Origin of the sequence: Sutcliffiella sp. NPDC057660 (assembly GCF_042800035.1) — a bacterium.
In the GTDB taxonomy this organism is placed as follows: Bacteria; Bacillota; Bacilli; order Bacillales; family Bacillaceae_I; genus Sutcliffiella_A.
This window is the reverse complement of the sequence record NZ_JBHVHV010000001.1, coordinates 304441-327664: the sequence shown is the minus strand read 5'-3', so window position 1 is coordinate 327664 and position 23224 is coordinate 304441. Positions and strand designations below refer to the sequence as shown.

General features: G+C 38.4%; 22 protein-coding genes. 16 read left to right on the top strand and 6 right to left on the bottom strand.

What is annotated here, in order from left to right:
- Window positions 1–8 precede the first annotated feature (8 nt).
- The 6 genes from ACFVAD_RS01435 to ACFVAD_RS01410 are packed head-to-tail and all read left to right on the top strand — an operon-like array spanning window position 9 to window position 5697.
- Window positions 9–947 (top strand): carbohydrate ABC transporter permease, encoded by a 939-nt coding sequence (locus ACFVAD_RS01435; RefSeq protein ID WP_386635238.1) that lies wholly within the window; start codon window positions 9–11, stop codon window positions 945–947.
- An 18-nt stretch (window positions 948–965) separates the two neighbouring features.
- Entirely contained in the window at window positions 966–1778 is an 813-nt protein-coding gene (locus ACFVAD_RS01430) for a carbohydrate ABC transporter permease (RefSeq protein ID WP_386635236.1), read from the top strand.
- A gap of 31 nt (window positions 1779–1809) precedes the next feature.
- A complete protein-coding gene (locus ACFVAD_RS01425) occupies window positions 1810–2808 on the top strand; it encodes an ROK family protein (protein WP_386635233.1) in 999 nt (332 codons plus the stop codon).
- 24 nt (window positions 2809–2832) lie between these two features.
- Window positions 2833–3846, top strand: a complete 1014-nt coding sequence (locus tag ACFVAD_RS01420) for a Gfo/Idh/MocA family protein (protein ID WP_386635230.1) — start codon at window positions 2833–2835, stop codon at window positions 3844–3846.
- Window positions 3843–4814, top strand: coding sequence for a Gfo/Idh/MocA family protein (locus tag ACFVAD_RS01415; protein WP_386635227.1), 972 nt, complete (start codon window positions 3843–3845; stop codon window positions 4812–4814). Before ACFVAD_RS01420 ends, ACFVAD_RS01415 begins: the two co-directional genes overlap by 4 nt.
- Before the next feature lie 58 nt (window positions 4815–4872).
- A complete protein-coding gene (locus ACFVAD_RS01410; protein ID WP_386635224.1) occupies window positions 4873–5697 on the top strand; it encodes a sugar phosphate isomerase/epimerase family protein in 825 nt (274 codons plus the stop codon).
- Window positions 5698–5962: 265 nt separating this feature from the next.
- On the opposite strand, the gene ACFVAD_RS01405 is transcribed toward ACFVAD_RS01410, so the two are convergent.
- The gene (locus ACFVAD_RS01405; protein ID WP_386635222.1) at window positions 5963–6739 is read right to left on the bottom strand and encodes a PIN domain-containing protein; all 777 of its coding nucleotides are present in this window, start codon (window positions 6737–6739) and stop codon (window positions 5963–5965) included.
- The gene (locus tag ACFVAD_RS01400) at window positions 6739–6903 is read right to left on the bottom strand and encodes a hypothetical protein (protein ID WP_386635219.1); all 165 of its coding nucleotides are present in this window, start codon (window positions 6901–6903) and stop codon (window positions 6739–6741) included. Before ACFVAD_RS01400 ends, ACFVAD_RS01405 begins: the two co-directional genes overlap by 1 nt.
- 795 nt (window positions 6904–7698) lie before the next feature.
- Here ACFVAD_RS01400 and ACFVAD_RS01395 point away from each other — a divergent pair.
- Window positions 7699–8295, top strand: coding sequence for an EcsC family protein (locus ACFVAD_RS01395; RefSeq protein WP_386635217.1), 597 nt, complete (start codon window positions 7699–7701; stop codon window positions 8293–8295).
- 93 nt (window positions 8296–8388) lie between these two features.
- Here ACFVAD_RS01395 and ACFVAD_RS01390 read toward each other — a convergent pair whose 3' ends face one another.
- The gene (locus ACFVAD_RS01390) at window positions 8389–9153 is read right to left on the bottom strand and encodes a DUF4230 domain-containing protein (RefSeq protein ID WP_386635214.1); all 765 of its coding nucleotides are present in this window, start codon (window positions 9151–9153) and stop codon (window positions 8389–8391) included.
- A 395-nt stretch (window positions 9154–9548) separates the two neighbouring features.
- Here ACFVAD_RS01390 and ACFVAD_RS01385 point away from each other — a divergent pair, with 395 nt between their 5' ends.
- The 8 genes from ACFVAD_RS01385 to ACFVAD_RS01350 all read left to right on the top strand — a co-directional run bounded on the left by ACFVAD_RS01385 (window position 9549) and on the right by ACFVAD_RS01350 (window position 18767).
- Complete coding sequence (locus tag ACFVAD_RS01385) at window positions 9549–10988, top strand: Wadjet anti-phage system protein JetA family protein (protein WP_386635211.1); 1440 nt, start codon at window positions 9549–9551, stop codon at window positions 10986–10988.
- Complete coding sequence (locus ACFVAD_RS01380) at window positions 10969–11574, top strand: DUF4194 domain-containing protein (RefSeq protein ID WP_386635209.1); 606 nt, start codon at window positions 10969–10971, stop codon at window positions 11572–11574. Before ACFVAD_RS01385 ends, ACFVAD_RS01380 begins: the two co-directional genes overlap by 20 nt.
- Window positions 11543–14899: an ATP-binding protein gene (locus ACFVAD_RS01375; protein WP_386635206.1), complete on the top strand. Its 3357-nt coding sequence runs from the start codon at window positions 11543–11545 to the stop codon at window positions 14897–14899. Before ACFVAD_RS01380 ends, ACFVAD_RS01375 begins: the two co-directional genes overlap by 32 nt.
- 34 nt (window positions 14900–14933) lie before the next feature.
- A complete protein-coding gene (locus ACFVAD_RS01370; protein ID WP_386635203.1) occupies window positions 14934–16139 on the top strand; it encodes a Wadjet anti-phage system protein JetD domain-containing protein in 1206 nt (401 codons plus the stop codon).
- A 147-nt stretch (window positions 16140–16286) separates the two neighbouring features.
- A complete protein-coding gene (locus ACFVAD_RS01365) occupies window positions 16287–17039 on the top strand; it encodes a hypothetical protein (RefSeq protein WP_386635201.1) in 753 nt (250 codons plus the stop codon).
- Between the two features lie 67 nt (window positions 17040–17106).
- Window positions 17107–17241, top strand: coding sequence for a GAD-like domain-containing protein (locus ACFVAD_RS01360; RefSeq protein ID WP_386635375.1), 135 nt, complete (start codon window positions 17107–17109; stop codon window positions 17239–17241).
- Between the two features lie 42 nt (window positions 17242–17283).
- Window positions 17284–17757 (top strand): RDD family protein, encoded by a 474-nt coding sequence (locus tag ACFVAD_RS01355; protein ID WP_386635198.1) that lies wholly within the window; start codon window positions 17284–17286, stop codon window positions 17755–17757.
- A gap of 485 nt (window positions 17758–18242) precedes the next feature.
- Window positions 18243–18767: a GNAT family N-acetyltransferase gene (locus ACFVAD_RS01350; RefSeq protein ID WP_386635196.1), complete on the top strand. Its 525-nt coding sequence runs from the start codon at window positions 18243–18245 to the stop codon at window positions 18765–18767.
- 532 nt (window positions 18768–19299) lie between these two features.
- Here ACFVAD_RS01350 and ACFVAD_RS01345 read toward each other — a convergent pair.
- Window positions 19300–19662, bottom strand: a complete 363-nt coding sequence (locus ACFVAD_RS01345; RefSeq protein ID WP_386635194.1) for a DUF948 domain-containing protein — start codon at window positions 19660–19662, stop codon at window positions 19300–19302.
- Window positions 19663–19905: 243 nt separating this feature from the next.
- On the opposite strand from ACFVAD_RS01345, the gene ACFVAD_RS01340 reads away from it, so the two are divergent.
- Window positions 19906–21072 carry a nucleotide sugar dehydrogenase gene (locus ACFVAD_RS01340; RefSeq protein ID WP_386635191.1) on the top strand — a complete coding sequence of 389 codons (1167 nt, stop codon included), beginning with the start codon at window positions 19906–19908 and terminating at the stop codon, window positions 21070–21072.
- A 454-nt stretch (window positions 21073–21526) separates the two neighbouring features.
- On the opposite strand, the gene ACFVAD_RS01335 is transcribed toward ACFVAD_RS01340, so the two are convergent.
- Together ACFVAD_RS01335 and ACFVAD_RS01330 are read right to left on the bottom strand one after the other, a co-directional pair.
- The gene (locus ACFVAD_RS01335) at window positions 21527–22174 is read right to left on the bottom strand and encodes a C40 family peptidase (RefSeq protein ID WP_386635188.1); all 648 of its coding nucleotides are present in this window, start codon (window positions 22172–22174) and stop codon (window positions 21527–21529) included.
- Between the two features lie 224 nt (window positions 22175–22398).
- Window positions 22399–23202: a hypothetical protein gene (locus tag ACFVAD_RS01330; protein ID WP_386635184.1), complete on the bottom strand. Its 804-nt coding sequence runs from the start codon at window positions 23200–23202 to the stop codon at window positions 22399–22401.
- Between the last annotated feature and the right edge of the window lie 22 nt (window positions 23203–23224).

Genomic DNA, 23224 nt, shown 5'->3' with positions numbered 1-23224 from the left:
ATGAGGGCATGAATACTGCAGTTACACCTAAAACAAGGAAAGCTGTGGTGGTGGAAAGTAAAAAGACACCAAGGCAAAAGGAAGCGTTTTGGGCTTATTTATTTATCGCCCCCACAGTCCTGGGACTTTTCGTATTTTACATGTTTCCTGCAATCGTATCGTTCGGCCTATCGTTTACCAATTGGAACGGAATTAGTACGCCGGAATACGTTGGCCTAGCAAATATCCTTGCATTAATTCAGGAACCAACCCTTATTCGGACCATCATCAATACGGCAGTGTTTACGATAGTATCTGTCCCACTGTCCGTTGCTATAGCAATGCTGATCTCCCTGATGCTTAATCAGAAAATAAAAGGGATGATTGTCTACCGAACGCTTTACTTTCTCCCGGTTGTAACGATGCCCGTAGCGGTTGGGATGGTTTGGAAGTGGCTCTACAATACGGAGTATGGACTAATCAACTATATCTTAGGGCTTTTTGGCCTTCCCCAGCCCTCCTGGTTGTTTAATCCGAATATTGCCTTAATATCTGTCATTCTCGTATATGTTTGGATGACCGTAGGGAATAATGTCATTCTACTTCTTGCTGGTCTACAAGGTATATCGAAAACCTATTATGAGGCAGCCCAAATTGATGGAGCTACGAAAATGAAACAATTTTTCAAAATTACCTTACCACTTATAACGCCGACTTTATTCTTCGTATTTATAACTGGAATGATTAGTTCTCTACAGGTGTTCGACTTGATTTTCATCATGATTGGCGACAGCAGTGCCCTGCTCGAACCTTTAAGAACCATCGTTTATGGCGTGTACGAATCAGGCTTCAAATATTCACAAATGGGAATGGCCTCTGCACAAGCTTTCCTGCTGTTCCTTGCAATTTTAGCCGTCACCATTATGCAATTTGCTTTTCAGAAAAAGTGGGTTCACTATGACGGTTAAAAAAGGAGTGTTAGAACGATGAAAATAAAAATAGGGAATCATGCGCTACTCATCATCGGTGCTTTTTTAATGGTCGTGCCATTTTTATGGATGGTTTCCACATCACTTAAAACATATGGGGAATCGGTTCAAGTACCACCATCCATCCTTCCTAATGACTGGAAATTCGAAAATTACAAGGAAGTATTTGCCAGTGTTGATTTCTTAAAATACTACTACAACACAATCGCATTAACGTTAGGAAGAACCTTAGTTCAATTGTTTTTATGTTCGCTAGCGGCATTTGCATTTGCGCGCTTGCGATTTCCAGGAAAGAACATTATTTTCATCGCCATCCTTTCCGTGTTAATGGTTCCGGCTCAAGTCATCTTAATTCCAAACTACGCGATCATGACCCAGCTTGGTTGGATTGACACCTTCTATGCATTGATCGTTCCAGGGATGTTTAGTGCCTTTGGAGTCTTCCTGCTCAGACAATTTTTCATGGGAATTCCAAAGGAACTGGACGAAGCGGCAATGATGGATGGTTGTTCTTTCTTTGGTATCTACTGGAGAATCATTCTGCCAAATGCGACACCGGCACTGATGGCATTAGGGATATTTACCATTCTTGCCTCATGGAATGATTTCCTATGGCCGCTTGTTATGACCAATTCAGAGAATATGAGAGTGTTATCCGTAGGAATTGCGGCGTTTCAAGGGCAATACTCCACCAATTATCCACTACTAATGGCTGGAGCTGTCCTGTCAACGATTCCCATGCTCATCATGTTTATCTTTTTACAAAAGCATCTTATTACAGGAATTGCGTTACAGGGGGTTAGAAGATAAATTTTTCAAGGTTTTTCTTAGGAGGAATGAAATGGCCACTCTACAGGATGTAGCAATCGGATTGGATTTAGGAGGTACCAAAATACTGGCAGCTCTTATCTCCAGGGACGGCGAAACAATCAGGGAAATAGAAAGTGAAACTTCTAAGCAAAGCAAGGAAGACGTATCCATGTCTATTCTTAACACGATTAATAGATTGCTAGAAAACGACAAGGTTGATAGAAATCGAATAAAAGGCATAGGGATAGCTTCTGCCGGCATTATTGACTCGAAAAAAAATATCATTAAATTTGCCAACAATTTGGGATTAGAAAACTTCCCAATTGGTTCTTTACTCGAACAGCACTATCATCTTCCGGTTAAATTATGTAACGATGCGAATGCTGCAGCGATTGCCGAATGGATCTGGGGGGCAGGAAGAGGCAAGGAAAACCTCATATATATTACTGTAAGTACAGGAATTGGTGCAGGGATTATAAGTAATGGAAGTTTAGTGACCGGTATACACGATAGTGCAGGAGAATTTGGCCATACGTCTATTATGCATCAAGGCGTCCTCTGCAAATGTGGCAACCGAGGATGTTTAGAAAGATATGCTTCAGGAACTGCGATTGTAAATACTGCGTCCCAACGATTATTAGCTGGGGAAAAGAGCGCTTTACAAAAACTGCTGAATGAGGGGCTTGAAATTACCAATCAACAGATTGCGATAGCAGCCGAAGAGGGAGATGTTTTTTCTATAAATCTATTAAAGGAAGTAGGGGGATTTCTCGGAACAGGGGTTAACAATTTAATCCATTTATTCAATACAGAAGTAATTGTCTTTGGTGGTGGGGTAATGAATATGTCGCCATTTATTTTACCCTCTATCAAGGAAGCGGTAAGGGGATACGGGATTTTCCATATGGCAAAGGATGTTGCTATTGAAATGACGACTTTAGGAAAAAAGGGAGGGGTAATGGGAGCTTCCGGTCTATTTTTCACAAATGAAGCGACTGAAGAGGAACTTGCACTTAGTCATGTCAAATAAGCAAAACGAAAAGGAGAGTTGAATGTGATAAATACACTAGTTATTGGTGCGGGAACTATGGGTGGTGTTCATGCGGATGCTTACGGGAAATTAGATAATGTCAATTTAGTAGGAATTGTGGATGCTGACTTTGCAAGGGCATCCCAGTTAGCGGAAAAAGTAGGAACAAAGGCATTTCATACGTATGAAGAAGCAGTAGAAGGTCTAGAGGCTATTGATGCCGTATCCATCTGCATACCTACACCGCTTCACAAAGAATATCTCATGAAAGCGGCGGATGACGGCAAGCATGTGATCTGTGAAAAGCCCCTAGCCAGAACATTATCCGATGCCAGAGAGATGATTACGTATTGTAAAAACAAAGGAGTAAAGCTGTTCGTCGGACATGTTGTGCGTTTCTTCCCGGAATACGTAAAAGCCAAAAAGCTATTGGAAACGGATAAAATAGGAAGCCCGGCTGTTATCCGAACTACGAGAGGCGGAGCTTTTCCGAATGCTTCTAATGACTGGTACGCGGACTTTAATACTAGTGGTGGTTTAGTATTGGACTTACTTATTCATGATTTTGATTATTTGAGATGGTGCTTTGGTGAAGTGGAGCGAGTGTATGCAAAAAGCAGTAAAGGGCGGGTAATCTCGAAAACGGAGTATGCATTAGTTACCTTGCGCTTTAAAAGTGGTGTGATTGCACATGTAGAGGGAACATGGGCTCATCAAAACTTCTCTACAAAATTTGAATTTGCAGGAAAAGAAGGCATTATTGAATTTGATAGTTCGAAAATCGCCCCCGTAATAGCAAGTCGAAAACAAAGCGGGGTCGCTGGAGGAGTGATGGTTCCAGAAAGTCCGCTCAAAGATAGCCCTTATTTAATGGAGCTGAAACACTTTATCCAATGTATCCATAACGGTGCGGAACCGATTGTCACGGCAGAGGATGCTTATAAAGCGATGGAAATATCGATGGCTGCTTTAGAATCCATTGAAACAGGAAAAGCAATTGTCCTAAATGATCATAAAGTGAAGGAGGCTATCCAATGAAAGTCGGAATTATAAGTTTTGCTCACGGTCACGCATATGCATATGCGAACGCATTAACTCAGCTGGATGGAGTGGAGCTTGTTGGGATCGCGGACGAGGATAAGGAACGAGGAGAGAAGGTAGCTGCTCAATTTAACACCAAGCACTATATAGACTATGAAGCGTTACTGGACCAGCCTATCGAAGCCGTCGTCATCACTTCTGAAAATAGTAATCACCATCAGCATGTCATCGCTGCCGCTAAAAAAGGAAAGCATGTCCTATGTGAAAAGCCAATTGCAGCCACTACCGAAGCTGCGAAAGAGATGATTGCCGTATGTAAAGAAAACAACGTCCTATTACAAACAGCATTTCCGGTTCGCTTCAGTACGCCAGTCATAAAGGCAAAGAAAATAATCGAAAGTGGCGAGCTTGGAAATATCATTGCGATTAAAGGAACAAACCGGGGGACAAATCCTGGTGACTGGTTTGTAGATCGATCGAAATCTGGCGGTGGAGCAGTTATAGATCACACAGTTCATGTGGTAGACATCATTCGCTGGTACTTGGGAGCGGAGGTAAAAGAGGTATATGCTGAAATCGGCAATCTAACATCTGACTATGATATTGATGATTGCGGAATTCTTACGATGGAATTTGATAATAATGTCTTTGCAACACTCGATTGTAGCTGGTCGCGTAATGCCAACTATCCAACATGGGGCGATGTCACCTTAGAAATAGTAGCTACAAATGGCACATTAACTGTGGATGCCTTTGCCCAAAAGGTAGATGTTTATAGCAAAAATGGAGCGCAATGGGATTACTGGGGCGACAACATGAACGATGATCTAGTCGCAGATTTCATCACTAGTGTTCGAGAAGGGAAAAGCCCATCGATCACTGGGGAAGATGGCTTAAAAGCACTTGAAGTAGCTATTGCAGCCTATCAGTCCGCTGAAAAGAATGAACCAATTGCGATTGCTTAATTTACAAGGGGACCTAACATGGTCTCCTTTTTTAAAAGAAAAAAAGGGGGAAGAGTATATGTTAAAAGGAATTAACCAATGGTGCTACCCGGAAGGAACGCCGCTGGAAAAAGTATTTGAATACAGCCGTGATGCTGGATTTGATGCTGTTGAGCTGAACATAAATCCTGAAGATAGTATTGGTTTAACGATGAATACCACTATAGAAGAGGCCAAAAGGATTGTGGAAATTGCTTCTTCCTACCAGCTGCAATTAAGAAGTATTTCCACAGGTCTATTATGGGAGAACTCTCTTGTCGATCCGAGTGCAAAAGTAAGAGAACAAGGAAGAGGAATTGTAGAAAAACAAATTGAATTAGCAGCTACAATGGGAATTGATACCATCCTTGTCGTCCCCGGGATAGTAAGTGAAGATATTTCTTATACGGATTGCTATGAACGCAGTCAGGAGGAGCTTAGGAAAGTCATTCCACTCGCAAAAAAACATGATGTTTGTATCGGTATCGAAAATGTATGGAATAAATTCTTATTATCGCCACTTGAAATGGCAAGGTACATTGATGAATTGGAATCCGAAAATGTCGGAGCCTATTTTGATGTCGGAAATGTCCTGCAGTTTGGCTATCCAGAACAATGGATTCGAATACTAGGTGACCGAATCAAGAAAGTACATGTGAAAGATTTCCGTACAGCAATAGGGAATATTAAAGGATTTGTTCCGTTGTTAGCCGGCGACGTTAACTGGAAAAAAGTTTACGTAGCACTAGTGGAAATAGGTTATAAGGACACACTAACGGCAGAGCTTAGCCCATATGCCATTGATCCATGTTCATTAGCAGTCGATACAGCAAGGCATCTGGAGATTATTATGGAGCAAGATTGACTGGGGACAGGAGCATCGGGGACGGTTCTCCCTGCTTCCTCCACCTCTAAAACCAAGAAACCAGCCTACTCATCTAAAAATTAGCAGGCTGGTTTCACTATTTTAATATCTTTCATCCCAGCAGGGTTCAAACGGGTATCATCCGTTTGAACCCTGCTTTTTTAGAATCGTTGGGACAATTCTGGCTTGTTTCTATAGCTGAAAAAACACGATCCATACTTAATCATTATTTCAATTCCTGCTGCTTTCCACTGTTTTTCTGACCTTAAGATTTTCCAAATATCTTTACAAATTGAGTAGGCCCACCAACAGCTTGTTCGATCACATTTTTAAGACTTGTATCAAGTGTGTTCATAAGACTATGTGAACGCTTGTTAAATAAGTAATTATTAGTCATCTTCAAAGTAAAGAGTTTCACTTCATGCCCGTTTCTAGGGTCGGTTATCGTGACCTTCTTAATATCATTATCAAAAGTTAATAGACTAGCAGAATGATATGCAGCAGAAGCAGCGATAAAGGCATCATTAGACTGTAGGGGTACAGACTTGGCGAAATGCATGCCGGTTTCAAGCACAGTAAATGTAGTGTTGGAGAGCTTGAAGAATCTTGACTGAATCAAGCCTTCCAATTGTTCAGTAGATTTTCCGTTATAGTATTTTAGGAGTTCTGGACTTTCATGATTTTTCACGATATTTGGAATAAAAGTACTACGAATTTCGTCTTTCTTGTCGTTATATTCCTTCTGGGTACCTCTATGCTCATTCAGCCAATGGTCATGATCTTCACTATTTATCCATAGCAGGAATTGTTCCTCTGTATATATCCCCCGTGCTAAAACGTCAACCGCCTCAGATAGAACCGTTTCACTGATATATAGTTTTGCCTTTTGCTGAAGTAAATAAAGGGTATGTATAACAGTGGAGAGATGGTGTGGATGAGAAGAAGTAATAAAGGCAATGAGATAATTGGTATCCAAGAAAAAAGCATCCTCAGAATAATCCTTTCCGGGGATGCAATAATCTTCTAGGTAGTGAATAGTCATTATTCTTTTCCTCTTACTTCCCGGCAGATTTGATCTGAATCTTGAATACTGATGTTCCCGATGGATTTAGATAACAGTTTAAGTTGCTCCTCAAATGAAAGCTCCTCTTCCGTTTCAATCGTTGGAGTTTGTATAGGCATAGCTTGTTCATCCTCCTTCTTCATCGTTACACCCCCTTAGAATAAGGATTACCCAAAATCTCTCATAATAAAAGGTATGTAATAGATATATTTCTATTCTATAAAATATGCAGACAACTTACAAGTATTACCTTTTGGGTTGGGGACAGGTCTGTTGTCCCATGATTATTGCCCAACGATTCCGATTTTTATTAATACGGAACAACGCGAGCGGGGGAAATATTAAAGGAAGTGTTCTATGCATTTGTAAGACATTCTTTAAATGGGTTTATACAAGGAGCAGGTCTCTGAAACAGAGAATCGTCCCGCTGGTTCCCTTTAGTTCTGGGCACAGTGACTCCCCGATTTTTGTAGATTAAAACGTTTGGTTTTGTATTTTTAGGGGTGAAGCATCATCATCGGGGACGGTTCATACAGGGATCAATCGAAAGTTTTGTGCGAGAAAAGGCATTACTAGTGTTCCATCTAGTTATGCCTTTTCTGTGTTTTCGTGTATTCACTAACGCGGATTTTTAATTGCCTAAGAAGAATAAAGTAGCGTTTCTAGTTATGGAATCATCCATCTCCATAGACTTTTCAACATGATTTTAACGGTCTACTTTTACAACGCACCTAGAATAGGGACTAATATACAATAATATCAATTTATTGGAAAATATTATTCTTTTTGCTAATCATTAAGGTATATTAATAATAAAGATTAATTACATAAAAGTGAGGAATGGAAATGAGAAAAAAAAGAAATCATTAACCCACGATGCGATTATGAAAGCCCTAGACTGGTCTTACGATAAAGCAGTAAATGGTGGTATACCTGGAATGGATAATGCTATCGAGTTAGCTGAAAATTATTTAAGCAAGAACGGAACACTGGTAGAAAACGCGAACAGCTTAATCAGATGGCAAAACACCAAGAGTGCCACAAGTGGTTATTTATCTGGACTAGGAGGACTAATCGTTATGCCTGTAGCAATACCGGCAAACATTACAAGTGTAATATTAGTGCAAATACGAATGGTGGCAGCAATTGCACATATGGGTGGTCACGATCTTAAGTCTGATGAAGTCAAAACTTTTGTATATGCTTGTCTAGTCGGTAATGGAGCGAAAGATGTCCTGAAGAATTCCGGTATACAAATTGGGAAGAAGTTAGCAATTAGTGGCATAAAGAAGATTCCAGGAGAAGTTATTAAAAAAATCAATCAAGCGGTTGGTTTTCGCTTGTTAACTAAGTTTGGGGAAAAAGGAATCATCAATCTAGGTAAAATGGTGCCCATTGCAGGGGGAGTAATTGGTGGTACTGTGGATGCAGTATCTACTAATACAATAGGAAATGTTGCAAGGAAATTATTCATTGAGGAATCAAATATAAACAAGCCGGATAAGGATGCCGTCATCATTGAAATGAATGGTTAATTCGGGGGAGCGCGGTGAAAAATCTGCAACAATAATTATAAGCAGACAATAAGTGGTGGACAACCAGCTTATTGCCTGCTCTTTATTCTTCCATCAGTTAAATCTGATATTTACCGTATAATCAATATTCTTAAAAAACTCTTTTAACACTTTTTCCGCATGTTTTTCTGCAGTATCAAGTAAACCAATAGAGACCGCATCTTGACGAGTTTGGTCTTGAGCCTTACTGGCTAGGTCAAATCCCTCATCCCAATCAACATTATCTCGGAAGAGCCCACCATCCACATAAGTTTGTATTTTATCCATCTGCAGAGATGGATCCTGAATGAGCTTCGCATGAGGAAGGGTAATATCTATTTCTCTTGTATCTTCATTAATAACCATGTCCTCAGAAGTAATCCCTTTCAAGTCGACACCAGCAATAACCGTCGAGGGTACGATAATTATTAGTTCGCGCTTTGTTCCTGGCAGATTCATGGAGATATCTTTCCCGAAAATTTTATTGTCTTCTTCGTGTAAAACAACTTTCATATGAGCTTCAGCAGTTGCTAATGTAGCAAGCTCTTGAACTTGTTCAACGTAAGTGACAGACTCATTTTTAAAGGTACCGCCAGTAAAAATCCAGATTCCTCCTAAAATGATAACTAAAAGTACAAAGGTGCCCAAAATAATCTTTAACATACTAGCTTTTAAGAAAATCTTAAATACCCCTTTAGGGAGAGGCAAGGGCCTTGCATTAAGATCTAACGCAGTTGTTGCAGCGCCTTGTTGTTGTGCTTCCTGCAATTCTATTAATTGTCTTTCTAGATGTGCAATCCTTGAATCTTTTTCTTCTATACTCTCTCTATTTGTCTTCATTTTCTTCCCCTTTTAGTAATATTATTGAAATTTTTGTTATATTAATTCACTAATCTTATTATGTAAGAGATTTCGTAAATTAGGGATTTATTTAAATAATATCATAATTAAGTAAATTTTATAGTGAAAAATTACTAGCGTTAAAAAATAGGTAAAGCATCAGGGACGGTTCCCGTTAGTTCCAAAGGTAAAACAGCAGACTTTGAGTGGCATATATCCCAGTCAAAGCTTACTTTTTCTATTTGCTATCGCTCTAATCTAATGCACCTTCAAGTTGAAAAATTTAAGATATGCTCATCATTTTAAATTGTGGCTTTTTCAATAAACACGTAAACTATGTTTATAAAATTTTATGGTATAATTTAACTATTATTAGGAGTATGGGGACTAGAAAAATGAAACTTTTTGATGTGTTACCAGAACGATTTTTCACCTTGTTTACAGGAGGTAATAAGGAAATCTATGCTGAAGCAATTCTAGAATTATATGAACAATACAAGATTAACCGTATCGGAATTGACTACGATATCATGAGGGATTTGTTGCATGAGCTGATAGAGGTTAAAGAGGAATCTGGAGTTCAATTCGAGTTAGAAGAAGATAGCAATATAAACTCTAATGAAATAGAAAATATGCATCGAGCTAAAGCGAATGCATTATTAAGAAAACTACTATATCTAAAATGGATTGATGTGGAAACCAGGAATAACTTTAAGCAGTATATCATATTACCGCATTATTCAATTCGTATGCTGAGTGTTCTCCATGATCTTTGCCAGGTAAGAACGATAGAATACCAAAGCTATGCGTTAAGTACATATCAGCTGTTAAGTAACGATGGGATGGAAAGGCAACCGAGTATTGCTATTATCGAAGCGGAGCGGATTACAGAGCAGTTATTAGAAGAGTTACGTTTGCTAATTAACAATATGAAAAATCATATGGAACAAGTGATAAGTAAACAGTCTCTTCAAGAAGTTTTAGATCATCATTTTGATGTGTATATGAAAAAAATTGTAGATAAAAGCTATCATCGATTAAAAACGTCTGATCATGTTGCGAGGTATAGGAGTAAGATATTAGAAACGGTGCAAAAGTGGTCGTTAAACCCAGACTTGCTAAACATAGCAATAGAGGATGCTATGAAATCTGAGCTATATAAAAACGAAGATGAAGCGGAGCTTAAAATTAGGCAATCCCTACAATTCATTGAGGAAACCTATGACAGTCTAGATGAATTATATGAACAAATTGATATTAGGCATCATCAATACATTAAGTCGTCCTATGACCGTGCTAGGTATTTAACACAACATAATCAAGGGCTGGACCAGCAAATTGCTACCGTCTTAGAAAGTTATGAAAACACACAAGATTATTGGGATGAATTTTTAAGTAATGTTTTTCGACTACATAATGTAGATAATTTATCAGAAACATCATTGCTTACTCCGCGTAAGAAGAAGGCTGCTCATCAAGCGCAACCGCACATGGTAGTCCCTATCTCTGAGGAAGTAAAAAAGAAAATCAGAGAAAATAATATTAAAAAACTAGAAAATTCCATTACCAAGCAAAAAATAAATGCGTTTGTTTTGGAACGTTTAGGAGATCGTGAGGAAATGGGAATGAGTGAGCTAGTACCCAAAACAGTTGAAGAGTATATTTATTTACCTTATGTGTACTTATATGGATATGACCAACACTCGGAGTATCGACTGGTGCGTAAAAAAGACAAACGTATCTTGCATATTGGCGAATACCGTTTTGATGACCGTAATGTGATACGCAATAGCCAAAGAGGGAGAGGTGTTAAACATGTTCACAAGCGTAAGTGAGAAGGAGCAAAAAGAGTTGCAAGATGTTATAAATAAATTAATTTCTACCAACTTTCTTGTTAAGGAGTTAGATCGCGCCTCGTATTTTTTAGCAAATCGTCACAAGCAGAAATTGGAAGAGTTCTTTCAGTTTCTAGGATGGGATTTTGTTATGGATGATAGGCATGAAACAATTTTTGTATCTTCTCCACTGGGGATTCATCGAAAAAGGCTTAGTCGAGAAGAAAGTATATGGCTACTGGTGCTTAGAATTATCTATCAGGAGAAAAGAGAAGGGCTTTCATTATCAGAATTTCCAGTCACAACTTTATATGAAATAAGGGTAAAATACGAGACTTTTCGTTTATCAGGCTTCACAAAGTCAAAAGTAGGTGATTATATCCGTTTATGCACTAGCTATCAATTATTGGAGCCATTAGATTCAGACTGGCACACAGATGATTGCAGATTTCGTATGTTCCATAGCTGGTTACATATAATTGAGGGCGAATCTATTCAATTATTAAATCAAAAGATATTGCGTTATGAAATGGGAACTGGAGAGGAGGATGGAAATGAAATGGATGAAGAAACTGAAGCTGATTAATTGGCATTATTTTAAAGATGAAGAGATTCCTTTTGGACGTCAAACAATGATAACAGGAAAAAATGCTGCAGGTAAATCAACTATTATTGACGCCTTACAGGTATTATTTATTGCCAATTTGAAAATGATACGCTTTAATTCCTCTGCCCACGATGATGCAAAGCGCTCTCTGATAAGTTATTTGAGAGGGAAGGTAGGTAGTGATGATCAAAAATACATCCGAGAAGGTGACTTTACCACTTATCTTATGGCAGAATTTTTTGATGAGAAAAAATATGATTATTTTGTGGTGGGTGTAGTTATCGATGTTTATCGAGATGATTTAACTGATCAAGAATATTTTATTATTAATAATTGTCAGTTGAATGACATTGAGTACTTGAAAGAAACGGGCCAATTGAAAAATCGTGATGAATTCCACCGTTATGTAAACAGTCTAAAGAATCGTTCTGTAATGGAAAGAACAAAAGATGGTTATCAAAAGGCTCTATTACATAAAATGGGTCAAGTGAACCATCGCTTTTTCTCTTCTTTTTCAAAGGCATTGTCCTTCAAGCCAATACATAATGTGAGGAACTTTGTGTACGACTACATATTGGATAAGAAAGAATTACAATTGGATATAATGAAAGAGAACTTTGAAGTTCACCAAAGATATTTGCGGGAACTAGAAGATTTAAGCGCCAGGAAGATCAAGTTAAATAAAGTAAAAGAGCATTTTTTTCAATATAAGAAATTATTAGATACTATAGAGCAACAGGAATATGTAATTAGAAGATTAAAATATGATAAACAACATGAAGAAATTGAAAGATTAGATAGTAATTTGCAAAAAGTACAAGAACTAATAACTCAGTTAACTAATGAAAAGATTCTTGCTGAGGAGCAACATAAAGAGGCAAAAAATAAAAGCTTTGATTCATTCCAAAAATGGCAGAACAATCAAGAGAAAAAGAGAGAAGAAGAACTACATAATAAAATTCAAGTAACGACAGGAGAGTTAGAAAATAAAAGAGGACAATTAGTAGAAGTTATCAAAAATTTATATCAAGAAAAAGATATGATTGAAAAGCTCATTACCATATCAGATAGCGAATACTGGAAATGGGAGATAGAAGAGCAAAGCAACTTGCATGAAGGTATTGAATTAATAGATTCAATAATTGAGATGTTAGAGTCTGCATCTGTCAAAACAACATTAGACTTTCAGCAAAAGTTAAACATTTGTGGAGAAGAACTGTCAAAACTGTATAATCGCTTCGTTATTGCAAAAAGTGATACGGACAAGAAGATAAAAGAGTTAAAAGAGAAAAGGTCTATATTATTTAAAGAAATTACAGGTTTAGGCAACAAGAAGATAACCTATCCTCCCTCAATTAGTAAGTTAAAAGAATTGTTAGAACGCCAATTAAACGGAAAATCAAAAGTATGGGTTTTCTGTGAGGAGATGGAAGTTTTAAATGAGGAATGGCGTAATGCAATTGAGGGGTACCTACATACACAGAAGTTTGACCTATTGGTAGAGCCTGATTATTTTGAACAAGCCCTTTCTATATACGAAACTGAAAAATGGAAACACAATATAGAGGGAGTAGGATTAGTAAATACACAAAAAGAGCGTAAATATCTAGGTAATCTAAAGCAAGGATCACTGGGTGAAGAGTTAGAAACAACCAATACCGTAATTCAAGCAAGAATTGAACATTTGTTAGGTAGAGTTATGAAAGCAAGTTCAGAAAAAGAGTTAAGTCAACATCAAGCAGCTATAACAAATAGTTGTATGCTTTATCAAAACTTAGTAGCTAGACAAATGAAGAAAGAAAGATATCAAATTCCTTATATAGGTTCTAAGGCTATACCTAGGCAGTTAGAGTTAAAGAGAAAAGAGCTTCTTCAAACTGATACAGAAATCCTACAGGTAGAATCCTTAAGCAAATTATTTAGTATTTGGGAGCAGAGGCTTACTGAAAAAAGAAGCTACTACTCACGTTTAAGCGATTCTTTAGAACTACCAAAATTGATTAATATATTACAAGAGAGTCTTGAAAAGTTTAACATAGAGTTATCTCAATTAGATCTTAGTGGAATAAAACAGTTAAAAGCAGATTTTAATTATTGGAAGAATCGTGAAGCTGAATTAGAGAAGAAGGTTAGAGAATTAATTGGCTATGTTGAAAGGAAAAATAATAACGTTACCTCTATGAAACAGTCTTTAAAACAATATCAGGATGATCTTCGAGTCTTAGAGCAATGCCTCGCTGATTGGGAGAATGAGTACTCAACAGAAATGTTTAATTTGGCTACAGAAAGATTAAGAGAAGCTGAAAAACAAGATGTTTCAATAGAACAAAAAATCGAAAACTGGATTGGAAATAAAAAAGGAAATATTACGCAGTCAGAAAATCGGTTCGTAAAATTAAGAAATGATAGACATGATTATAATGTTAAGCATAATTTTAATGGAGAAGAAGAAGCTCCGCACAATGATGAGTATCAAATGCTTTTAGAGCAAATCGATATAGACATTGATTCCTATCAAGAAAAGCTAAATGAAGCTCTTAAGCAATCTGAAGAAGAGTTTAAATCTCACTTTATCTATAAGATGAAAGAAGCAATTGAAGGTGCAAAAAGGCAATTTCAACAACTAAATGATGCACTTAAAAGATTTCCTTTTCATCAAGAGAGCTATCAGTTTGAATTTAAACCAAGTGAAAAGTATAAAAGATTTTATGAAATTATTATGGATCCTCAAGTCGTTGAAAAAGGTTCGTTATTTGATATACCAGATGACGCAAAAGACCAATCTTTGCATGATTTGTTTGAGGTCTTAATTAAAGGAGAGGCTGGAGATCAAGAAGAATTCTCTGATTACCGTCGTTACTTAGACTTCGATATTATTATTACAAATGGAAATAGTAGAATAAGATTTTCTCAAGTTTTAAAAGAAAAGTCTGGTGGAGAAACGCAGACACCATTTTATATAGCAATCTTATCATCATTTAATCAGCTATATAGCTCAGATAAAACGATGCGCCTGGTTGTTTTTGATGAAGCGTTTAATAAAATGGACGAAGAAAGAATTCAGACGAGCCTACGTTTAATTAAAAATATGAACTTTCAATTAATAGCTGCCGTACCGGACGAAAAGCTTTCAAATATGGCAACAGAAGTTTCAACGGTCATCATTGTACATAGAGAAGGCTATGAATGCTTTACGGATATGATAGAAAGAGAGGTGAGTGATAGTGAAGCAATTGACCAAGGAACAAGAGAAAGTCGAGGGATACAAGAGCACGCTTCTCTCTTTGCTTCTGAAGAAGTATGAAACAAGTAAGACGTTTAAAACAGGGGAAGTAAGCTTGCAGCGACCACAGATTGCTATAAGGAAACTAAATAATTCACTTTCTAAAGATTACTTTGATGAAATGAACTATAGGAAAAGGGAATGGATTCATCAAGCGATCTCTGAACTTCAAGAGAAAAAGATTATTGAAGTCAAGTGGCCCAAATATAAAGAAGGCGAAGAGATAGAAAAAGTATATCTTAATTATGAAGCCATCGATCTTGCATATGAAATTGCGGGAATTACTCCAAAAGAACAGAAGTTGAAAGATATCCAATCAATCCTTACCCCATTATCGGAGCATCCCTGGGAATGGGTAAGGAACTTCTGGAATTACTATAATGAAGCGTTATCGAAGAATCAAACATCAGGTTTAGAAATAGATAATCCAAAAGGTTATGAGGATTTAGTCAAAACTCTTCTTTTTCTTCCGACAATGGATGAAGGAACAATGAAAAGAGTCCTTAGTCATCGGTTATTTAATGATACTAAGCATATAGAAAAACACGTACAGAGTAGATTGGTTTCTATATATAAACGTTTCGGTAATATAGAATTGGATACGGATATCGAGTATCTGGACTCAATAGGTATCGTGGAAAACCCCCAAATAACTTTAATATCAGGTCCTTTAATATTTAGTAGCAGAAATTTAACTGTAAATGTTGCTGAGTTACCAGGGGGGATGGGGCTTTCATTTGAAACAATTAAAAAGTTAGATATCAAAGAAATAAATGCTAAGGCAATCCTCTTTATTGAAAATTTAACTGCTTATCACGAATTTCTAAATGGGAAGATAGTATTAGATACATTAAGTTCTAGTAATATTGCAAACACTGATCAGATTCTAACCATTTATACAGGTGGATATCCTCACCATGCTCTACGTAAGTTACTATATAAATTAAAGGATTTTATACATAAATCAGACCATTCTGTTAAGGTCTATCACTGGGGAGATATAGATTACGGCGGGATATTAATATTTGAACATCTGCGTAAAAATTATTTCTCGAACCTGATGCCTTTATTTATGGACGAGCATACGTATAATAATTACCTTGAATATGGTATGCCATTTTCTTCTGAGTACGCCAATAAACTAACAACACTGTTAAATGACGATAGTTATAGCTTATGGCATAAGCTAATCGAGGCTTTGGTGAGAAATAAATTAAGGTTAGAACAAGAAGGCTTAGTAATTAATATGAATCATAAATAGAGAAGCGGGGGGGAACGGTTCTCTGCTTCCATGTCCTCTTTTCGGGAGGTAGTTCTGGGCACAGGGACTCCTCGAATTTTATCGATTGTAATGTCTGGCAAAGTTTTTAGTTTTTTCCGAAAACTGCAGTTGAGTTAGGAGTAGAACATGCAAAAGCACATAAAGGAAGAGGATTTATATCAGATAAAAATGACAGCGGTTGACAGGCTAAGTCCTGATGGTATATCGGTATTCTTTTGGGGGACGTTTATCTATAGTGCCGTCATAGTGGGCTTCAGTTTTCAGGCATTAACAAGTCCATACCTGGCAAATGGGAAATGGCAGTTATTCACCGAAATGCTTTTTATACTCTTGGTCATTCAGGCATTAGGGACTTTCTTTTATTCCAGTAAAAAAATAGCATATAAATATCAAAAGGTTCAAGTGTTATTCCTTTTATTTGTTTCATTCAAGATGTCCTTTGAAATGTATCTGCCCTTTTTTCTACTGCATCAGGACCGGATGGCCCCATCATATATCCAGACGGTTGGGCTCGTTTTAATGGCTGGGGGCTTGCTCAACCTTATATTATCTGTTATCCATGGATTCTCTAGTGTGCGAAAGGGTTATTTTAAAAGAAATGAAAAAGGGTTATATAGTTTCAGCACTTTCAAAAACTACTTGGGATTGCCGTTTTTATTCGGCCTATTATTATTTGGGGGCTTATTAGTAAAAGCTGCAATCGATATGCCTGATGTGTTCTCGATTGGGGAAGTGTTTTTCGCACTCTTTTTGAGCTTTGTCATCCAATATGCCATTGCACTGACATGGCCTGAGTTTTTGCTGTTGGCCTATTCCAAATTCAAGTTCAAATCATTTTCACCACGCTTTCCAAATAGAAAAAACGGGAAGATGGGTTAATGGTTTTATTAAGAATAAAAAGGCGCCACTAATCATTATTTTGTAAGCAAAAAGTCCAAGTGAATTCATTGAAAAATATAGACATTTGGCACCAAATAAAATAATAGATTCATGGAGTAGATATGGGTTTGGTATATTTATACAGGGGTATTTTAAAAGTGTAAATCCAGAGGAATATAATGGGATTTTGGAGGAGGGTTGAAAACGACATGTCAATTAGAAATAATGAAAGGAGGGATTCAATATGCATGCAGGATTCTGGAAACGCTTTTTAGCCTATATGATTGACTACATGGTTCTTTTCGGGGGATACTTTTTATTCTTTATTATTTGGGCTGGTTTTGAGTTATTACTGAATAGCATTGGTGTGGAACAGTCTACTAAGGAATTGATTTTAGGCTCCTTGGGAGTTCCCATTTATGTTGTAATACCGTGGTTATATTATGCTTTATCTGAATCATCAAGTAAAAGAGCGACATTGGGTAAGATGACATTAGGTATTATAGTAGTGGATCAGCACCAGCAAAGGATTTCATTTGGAAGAGCTACCGGAAGATTTTTTGGTCGGATACTATCTGCCTTATTATTATTCTTAGGATACATCATGGCGGGATTCACCGAACGCAAGCAGGCGTTGCATGATATTTTATGCGGTACATACGTTATGAACCGTAACTCTTTAAATCAACTAGAAAATCAAGATATCAAAACATTTTAAAGTAGTGCTTGAAGCAATAGGACAGTTCTGGATGATTGCTCTGATTGCAGGGTACATGTTAGATATGCACCCAAAAAAAAGAAGAAGTAGCGGGACCGCCCGCTACTTCTTCTATAATTATAGGTAATAAGAAAGTCCCTCAGTAACTTTTCACCACTGTCCTTCCAATAGTAGCTTCCGAAGCATCGCGGACGGTTCTCGGTGCTTTCAACGCTAAAACAGCAAGCTCCCCAGGATATAGAAGTTATTAATGACGAAAGCAATCTAAATGCTGCGAAGTCATTGTATCAATACATTGCAACAAATGTGGAAATAACATAAACAGTTCAGAATAATAATGCACAGTTTCAGCAAGGGAAACTAAAGAGGATGATATTAATTATGGTTACCGATTTTCTTCAATTAAAGGAAGCGTTTGCAGTATATGGATCATTCTCGCATATTAATAACTGAATCATAAGAAATGTAGGACAGGAGAAGAAAATTTGAAGATAAAAAGAGTATATGATTATGAAATTGATGATACATTAAGAAAAAATATCCAAGAGTTACTGTTAGAGTGTTTTGAAGACGATTATCCAAAGGAAAGAATTTATTTTAAGCAATTGCCTCATTTTAGATACCTCGCATTTAATGATGAAGATAAACTTGTTGCTCAAGTGGGACTGGATTATAGAGTAATGAATCTAAGAGTTCTCGGAGTAATTGATTTATGTGTCACAAAGGAGTACCGTTCAAATGGATTAGGCTCTTTGTTACTTTCAGAAATAGAGAAATTCAGTGAAAATAAATTAATAGATTTTTTGCTTTTGTTTGCAGATAATCAGAACTTGTATCTGAAAAATGGATACAGATCCGTAGAGAACCAATGTACATGGCTTAAAATAGATAATGAAAACCAGCGTACTTTAGGTGTAGGAACTGAAGTTATCAATGAACTTATGATCAAGGAGTTGGGAAATGTAAAGTGGGATAATGGAGAATTAGATTTGTTAGGCTACCTTTATTAAATCCAGGGGGACAGGTCAGTTGTCCCATTTTATCCAATGGACCTGTCGTTACAAGCGGCCGTTCATTCAATGTCTGATAGATAATAGAAAACAAAGAAAAGAAACAGATCTTTCTCCTGATAGAATAAGATCCGTTCCTTACTTGTATTGTGCTGGTATCAAACATCCGAAGTTGAGCGGAAGCAGAGAACCGTCCCGTTGTTCCCATAGCTTAATCGTTCTCTTTGTTTATTTGAAGAATCACTCGAAATAAAAGGGGATAATTATTAATATCTTCAATGGAGAACGAGGTGCTAGACCACAGAAAGAGGGGCTTGGCATGAACTTTGGTGTGTTTGGCACGAACTCATCTCATTTCCGCACCAACTTCCCCAATATTCCCCAGCTACCACGACTAATTGACGATTCCCCATTCGAAAATTGATGAAACTCTTTAAAAATCTTATTCTTAGTAGCTGAAAAATGGAGAAACGGACCTATCCCTAGAACTTCGCTGAAAAATGGGACAAGGGACCAGTCCCTACTTCAATTCCTACTTCAATTTAATTTGGACTGGTTTGCTTTCCTGCATATGAATGGTTTTTGTCTTTCTCTTTTGCATAGCGGTTCTCTTTATCTCACTTGTAACATTGTGTATCATATCCCCTACATCATGAGCGGACTCAATTAAAGGGTCAACGGCTTTCATTTTTCCTTTTACATCATCAGAAATTTGGTTGGCTGTATGAATTAAATCCTTTGCTTCCTCTGTTATTCCGTTCACGGCTGTCCGTGCGTCAGACAGCGTTTGTTCCGTTTCAGCAAGTGTTGTCATTACTTTTCTTAATGTCATAATCAAATAGATGACGAGAATGGTAAACGCGACGGCTGCAATAACAGCACTCCACTCAAGCATTGAGACCAGCTCCCTTCTTTTACTCTAAGCCTATGAGAATGGAGGCGCAGACATTCCTTTTCTTGTAAAAGGAAGAGATTGAAACATCCCCATTAATAATGCGGGATATCTTTACTTCAAAAACTAAGCCGATAGAATGGACCGCTCATAGATTTACAAAATCTTAAAATTACGAACCAACCATCGCTGATATATTAGATATAGGTAGAGAAACCTTATCTGATGATATCGGGGGGATTGGTCATGAAGATAGCAGTTGCAGGGGCAGGATATGTCGGTTTGGCGAATGCCGTATTGTTGGCGCAACACCATGAAGTGGTCATATTGGATATCGTCCAGGACAAGGTCGATCTGATCAATGATGGAAAGTCTCCTTTTCAGGATCATGATATCGAGGAATTCCTGGCTACAAGAAATCTAAGTCTCACTGCAACGACGGATAGTGATTTGGCATATAGGGATGCCGAGATCGTAATCATTTCTACACCCACGAATTATGATCCTGAGAGGAACTGTTTTAATACCAAATCGGTGGAGGCGGCGATCGAGTCGGTAGCATCTATCAATCATTCCGCCTTGATGGTTATCAAATCAACGGTGCCGGTCGGGTATACGGAGTCGGTACGCGTGAGGTTTGGGACGGATAATATCATTTTTTCTCCGGAATTTCTCCGGGAAGGAAAGGCGCTGCATGATAATCTGTATCCATCCCGGATAGTGGTGGGGGAACAGTCGGAAAGGGCCAGGGTGTTTGCTGATCTGATGGTGGAGGGCGCCATGAAAGAGCCTATAGATACCCTGTTTACCAACTCCAACGAAGCCGAGGCTATTAAACTATTTGCCAATACCTACTTGGCCATGAGAGTGTCCTTCTTTAACGAGCTCGACTCCTATGCGGAAGTAAGGGGACTTGATGCTGGCCAGATCATCGAAGGAGTCGGCCTTGACCCAAGAATCGGAACCCATTACAACAACCCCTCCTTCGGCTATGGAGGCTACTGCCTTCCCAAAGATACGAAACAGCTCCTCGCCAACTACAAGAACATACCAAACAACATCATGACCGCCATCGTAGCTGCCAATGAAACAAGAAAAGACCACATAGCCGGGATGATTGCGAAACGCGAGCCGACAATCGTCGGAATATACCGTCTCACCATGAAATCCGACTCAGATAATTTCAGGGACTCGGCGATTCTTGGTATTATCAGACGCTTGAGGGCGAAGGGTGTGGAAGTGGTAGTGTACGAGCCTACCTTGGATAGAGAGTGGTTTGACCAGTGCAGGGTAGTGCAGGATCTGGAGAGCATTAAGCGGACGGCAGATGTCATTGTGGCAAATCGGATGACAGAAGAGTTATTGGATGTAGAGGAGAAGGTATATACTAGGGACTTGTTTAGTAGGGACTAGGGGGACAGGTCCGTTGTGCCATAAGGTGACCCAGCACAGCACGTAAACTCTTTCATTGTTTTGGGGAATTTTTGCAACTCAAAACCTTTGGAAAAGCTCATCATAACGTCAATGAAGGGCTTTTTGACTTCGGAAACCTACGAAAAAGCTCATCATAACGTCAATGAAGGGCTTTTTGACTTCGGAAACCTATGAAAAAGCTCATCATAACGTCGATGAAGGGGTTTTTGCCCTCGAAAACCTATGGAAAAGCTCATCATAACTGTGATGACGAGCTTTTTGCAACTCGAATTCTAAGGAAATACTCATCATGACGTCGATGAAGGATTTTTGCCCTCGGAACCTATGAAAAAGCTCAACATTAGATTTATTTTACAATATGACCATATGATAAAAGAAGAAGTAGCGGGACAGCCCGCTACTTCTCCTAGAATTATAGATAATAAGAAAACCATCAGTAACTTTTCGCCCCAATATACTTATCCTTCCAATAGGAGCTGCCAAGTTCACTTACTTTTACACCTTCTGTTGATGATGCGTGGATGAACTCATTACTGCCGATGTAAAGGCCTGCATGGCTTGGTCCGTTTCCTTCCACATCAAAGAATACGATGTCTCCGACGGCTGGTGACTCTACTTTTGTTCCTTCTGCATGAATCTCTTTTACCGTTCGCGGAAGGTCTTTGTTTTCTGCTTCATCAAAAATATAGTTTAAGTATCCGCTGCAGTCGAAGCCTTCTTCTGGTGTTTCTCCACCCCACTGATAAGGTGTACCCTCATATTTCTTCGCCACTTCGACGATATTTGAACCATTATATTCGACACCCAATGCTTCGAGTGTTTTCTCTCCGGCAATTCCATTTACCCTGATTCCTTCATCAGCTTGAAACTTTTTCACGGCATCTGTTGTATATTCTCCATAATATGTAGTTGTTTCGCTATATCCGAAATAACCTTTTTCATCTAATAGTTGTTGTAGTTCCTGTACATCTGAATGCCTCATTCCAGGTTCGAGCGTCTGATCTCCCAAAGCTGCATGACCTGTCACCGGATTGAACGCCACAACACCGGCTAATGCTAATCCTGCTACTAATCGTTTCAAACTATCATCCCCATTCTATGTAATCTGACCTGTCCCATACTAACAGGTGGAGATGACAGCGAGATATTAGAGGGGTTACAGGGATAACAATCTTCTATCAAATTGCTGGGTGTAATCCCATGATTGTAATATTTTCTACCATATCTATTTATTTCAAAAAAGTAGGGGCCAGACCCTCAGCCTGTAAAAAGCTTGAGGGTCTGGCCCCTAAAAGAAAGCAGGGATCAGTTAGCCCCACTTGTTACTGAAGAAAAAAGGCCTAACTCATCTATCGATTGTTCCAAATCACTTTTTCCGATTTTGGTTATTTTCATCTGTACGCGCTCACCCATGATAGGGATGACCCTCCACAACTCCGCCTTACCTATAATAAAGTGAAGAATCTGATCATGCCATTTTGATTCCTTCTCATCCCAGACAATCCTTTCTACCTGCCCGGCAGTCAGGGGAGTGGTGATGCTTGCGGTGAATGCTTCAAGGCTCACGATTGCTTCATCTCCAAATGAAGGATTTATTTCATCAAGAGCTGCATATTTATCAGGGCCAGTCAGTCTTTTGAAGTCTTCCTCCTCCAAGGTGAAGCTTAAAGGAGTATCCGCGGTATCAACTTGTGGCATGGAAAAACTGAGCTTTATTTCTTCCAGTGCTTCCGCAGGCGTCCCTACCAATTGGATTCTATGCAAATTGCTGTTGGGCAATTCTGTCCGCTTGATAGCGAGAATGGGAGTGAAATGGTAATGGATGACGCTCTGCTTTCCTTCAGCAATGTGCTGTACCCTGCAGTAGGTGAACTGGGGCCGCATGGCATCTATTAAAACGGCATGGCTTCTTTCGATTTCATAGGTACCCCGCTCAAATAGGATCTGTTTCCGGATAAGTGCATCCCTGGCTTCACGAAAGGAGGTTTCCCTTTCTTCCTGGGATAAGTGCTCGTGTGAATCCTTCATTCCTACGATCAGCTCTATTTGCAGCAGTTCGCCGAGGAACTGAATTTCCGCTGCGGACAGTGTGACATCTAAGGTTTTCATGGCTCCCCCCTAAAATAGTGAC

What these genes read in the sequence shown, in the direction of transcription:
- ACFVAD_RS01400 (WP_386635219.1), bottom strand. Translation starts at nt 6,903, where the DNA reads ATGAAGAAGGAGGATGAACAAGCTATGCCTATACAAACTCCAACGATT.
- ACFVAD_RS01395 (WP_386635217.1), top strand. Translation starts at nt 7,699, where the DNA reads ATGGATAATGCTATCGAGTTAGCTGAAAATTATTTAAGCAAGAACGGA.
- ACFVAD_RS01415 (WP_386635227.1), top strand. Translation starts at nt 3,843, where the DNA reads ATGAAAGTCGGAATTATAAGTTTTGCTCACGGTCACGCATATGCATAT.
- ACFVAD_RS01355 (WP_386635198.1), top strand. Translation starts at nt 17,284, where the DNA reads ATGCATGCAGGATTCTGGAAACGCTTTTTAGCCTATATGATTGACTAC.
- ACFVAD_RS01405 (WP_386635222.1), bottom strand. Translation starts at nt 6,739, where the DNA reads ATGACTATTCACTACCTAGAAGATTATTGCATCCCCGGAAAGGATTAT.
- ACFVAD_RS01390 (WP_386635214.1), bottom strand. Translation starts at nt 9,153, where the DNA reads ATGAAGACAAATAGAGAGAGTATAGAAGAAAAAGATTCAAGGATTGCA.
- ACFVAD_RS01330 (WP_386635184.1), bottom strand. Translation starts at nt 23,202, where the DNA reads ATGAAAACCTTAGATGTCACACTGTCCGCAGCGGAAATTCAGTTCCTC.
- ACFVAD_RS01425 (WP_386635233.1), top strand. Translation starts at nt 1,810, where the DNA reads ATGGCCACTCTACAGGATGTAGCAATCGGATTGGATTTAGGAGGTACC.
- ACFVAD_RS01410 (WP_386635224.1), top strand. Translation starts at nt 4,873, where the DNA reads ATGTTAAAAGGAATTAACCAATGGTGCTACCCGGAAGGAACGCCGCTG.
- ACFVAD_RS01380 (WP_386635209.1), top strand. Translation starts at nt 10,969, where the DNA reads ATGTTCACAAGCGTAAGTGAGAAGGAGCAAAAAGAGTTGCAAGATGTT.
- ACFVAD_RS01385 (WP_386635211.1), top strand. Translation starts at nt 9,549, where the DNA reads ATGAAACTTTTTGATGTGTTACCAGAACGATTTTTCACCTTGTTTACA.
- ACFVAD_RS01365 (WP_386635201.1), top strand. Translation starts at nt 16,287, where the DNA reads ATGCAAAAGCACATAAAGGAAGAGGATTTATATCAGATAAAAATGACA.
- ACFVAD_RS01345 (WP_386635194.1), bottom strand. Translation starts at nt 19,662, where the DNA reads ATGCTTGAGTGGAGTGCTGTTATTGCAGCCGTCGCGTTTACCATTCTC.
- ACFVAD_RS01340 (WP_386635191.1), top strand. Translation starts at nt 19,906, where the DNA reads ATGAAGATAGCAGTTGCAGGGGCAGGATATGTCGGTTTGGCGAATGCC.
- ACFVAD_RS01430 (WP_386635236.1), top strand. Translation starts at nt 966, where the DNA reads ATGAAAATAAAAATAGGGAATCATGCGCTACTCATCATCGGTGCTTTT.
- ACFVAD_RS01375 (WP_386635206.1), top strand. Translation starts at nt 11,543, where the DNA reads ATGAAATGGATGAAGAAACTGAAGCTGATTAATTGGCATTATTTTAAA.
- ACFVAD_RS01435 (WP_386635238.1), top strand. Translation starts at nt 9, where the DNA reads ATGAATACTGCAGTTACACCTAAAACAAGGAAAGCTGTGGTGGTGGAA.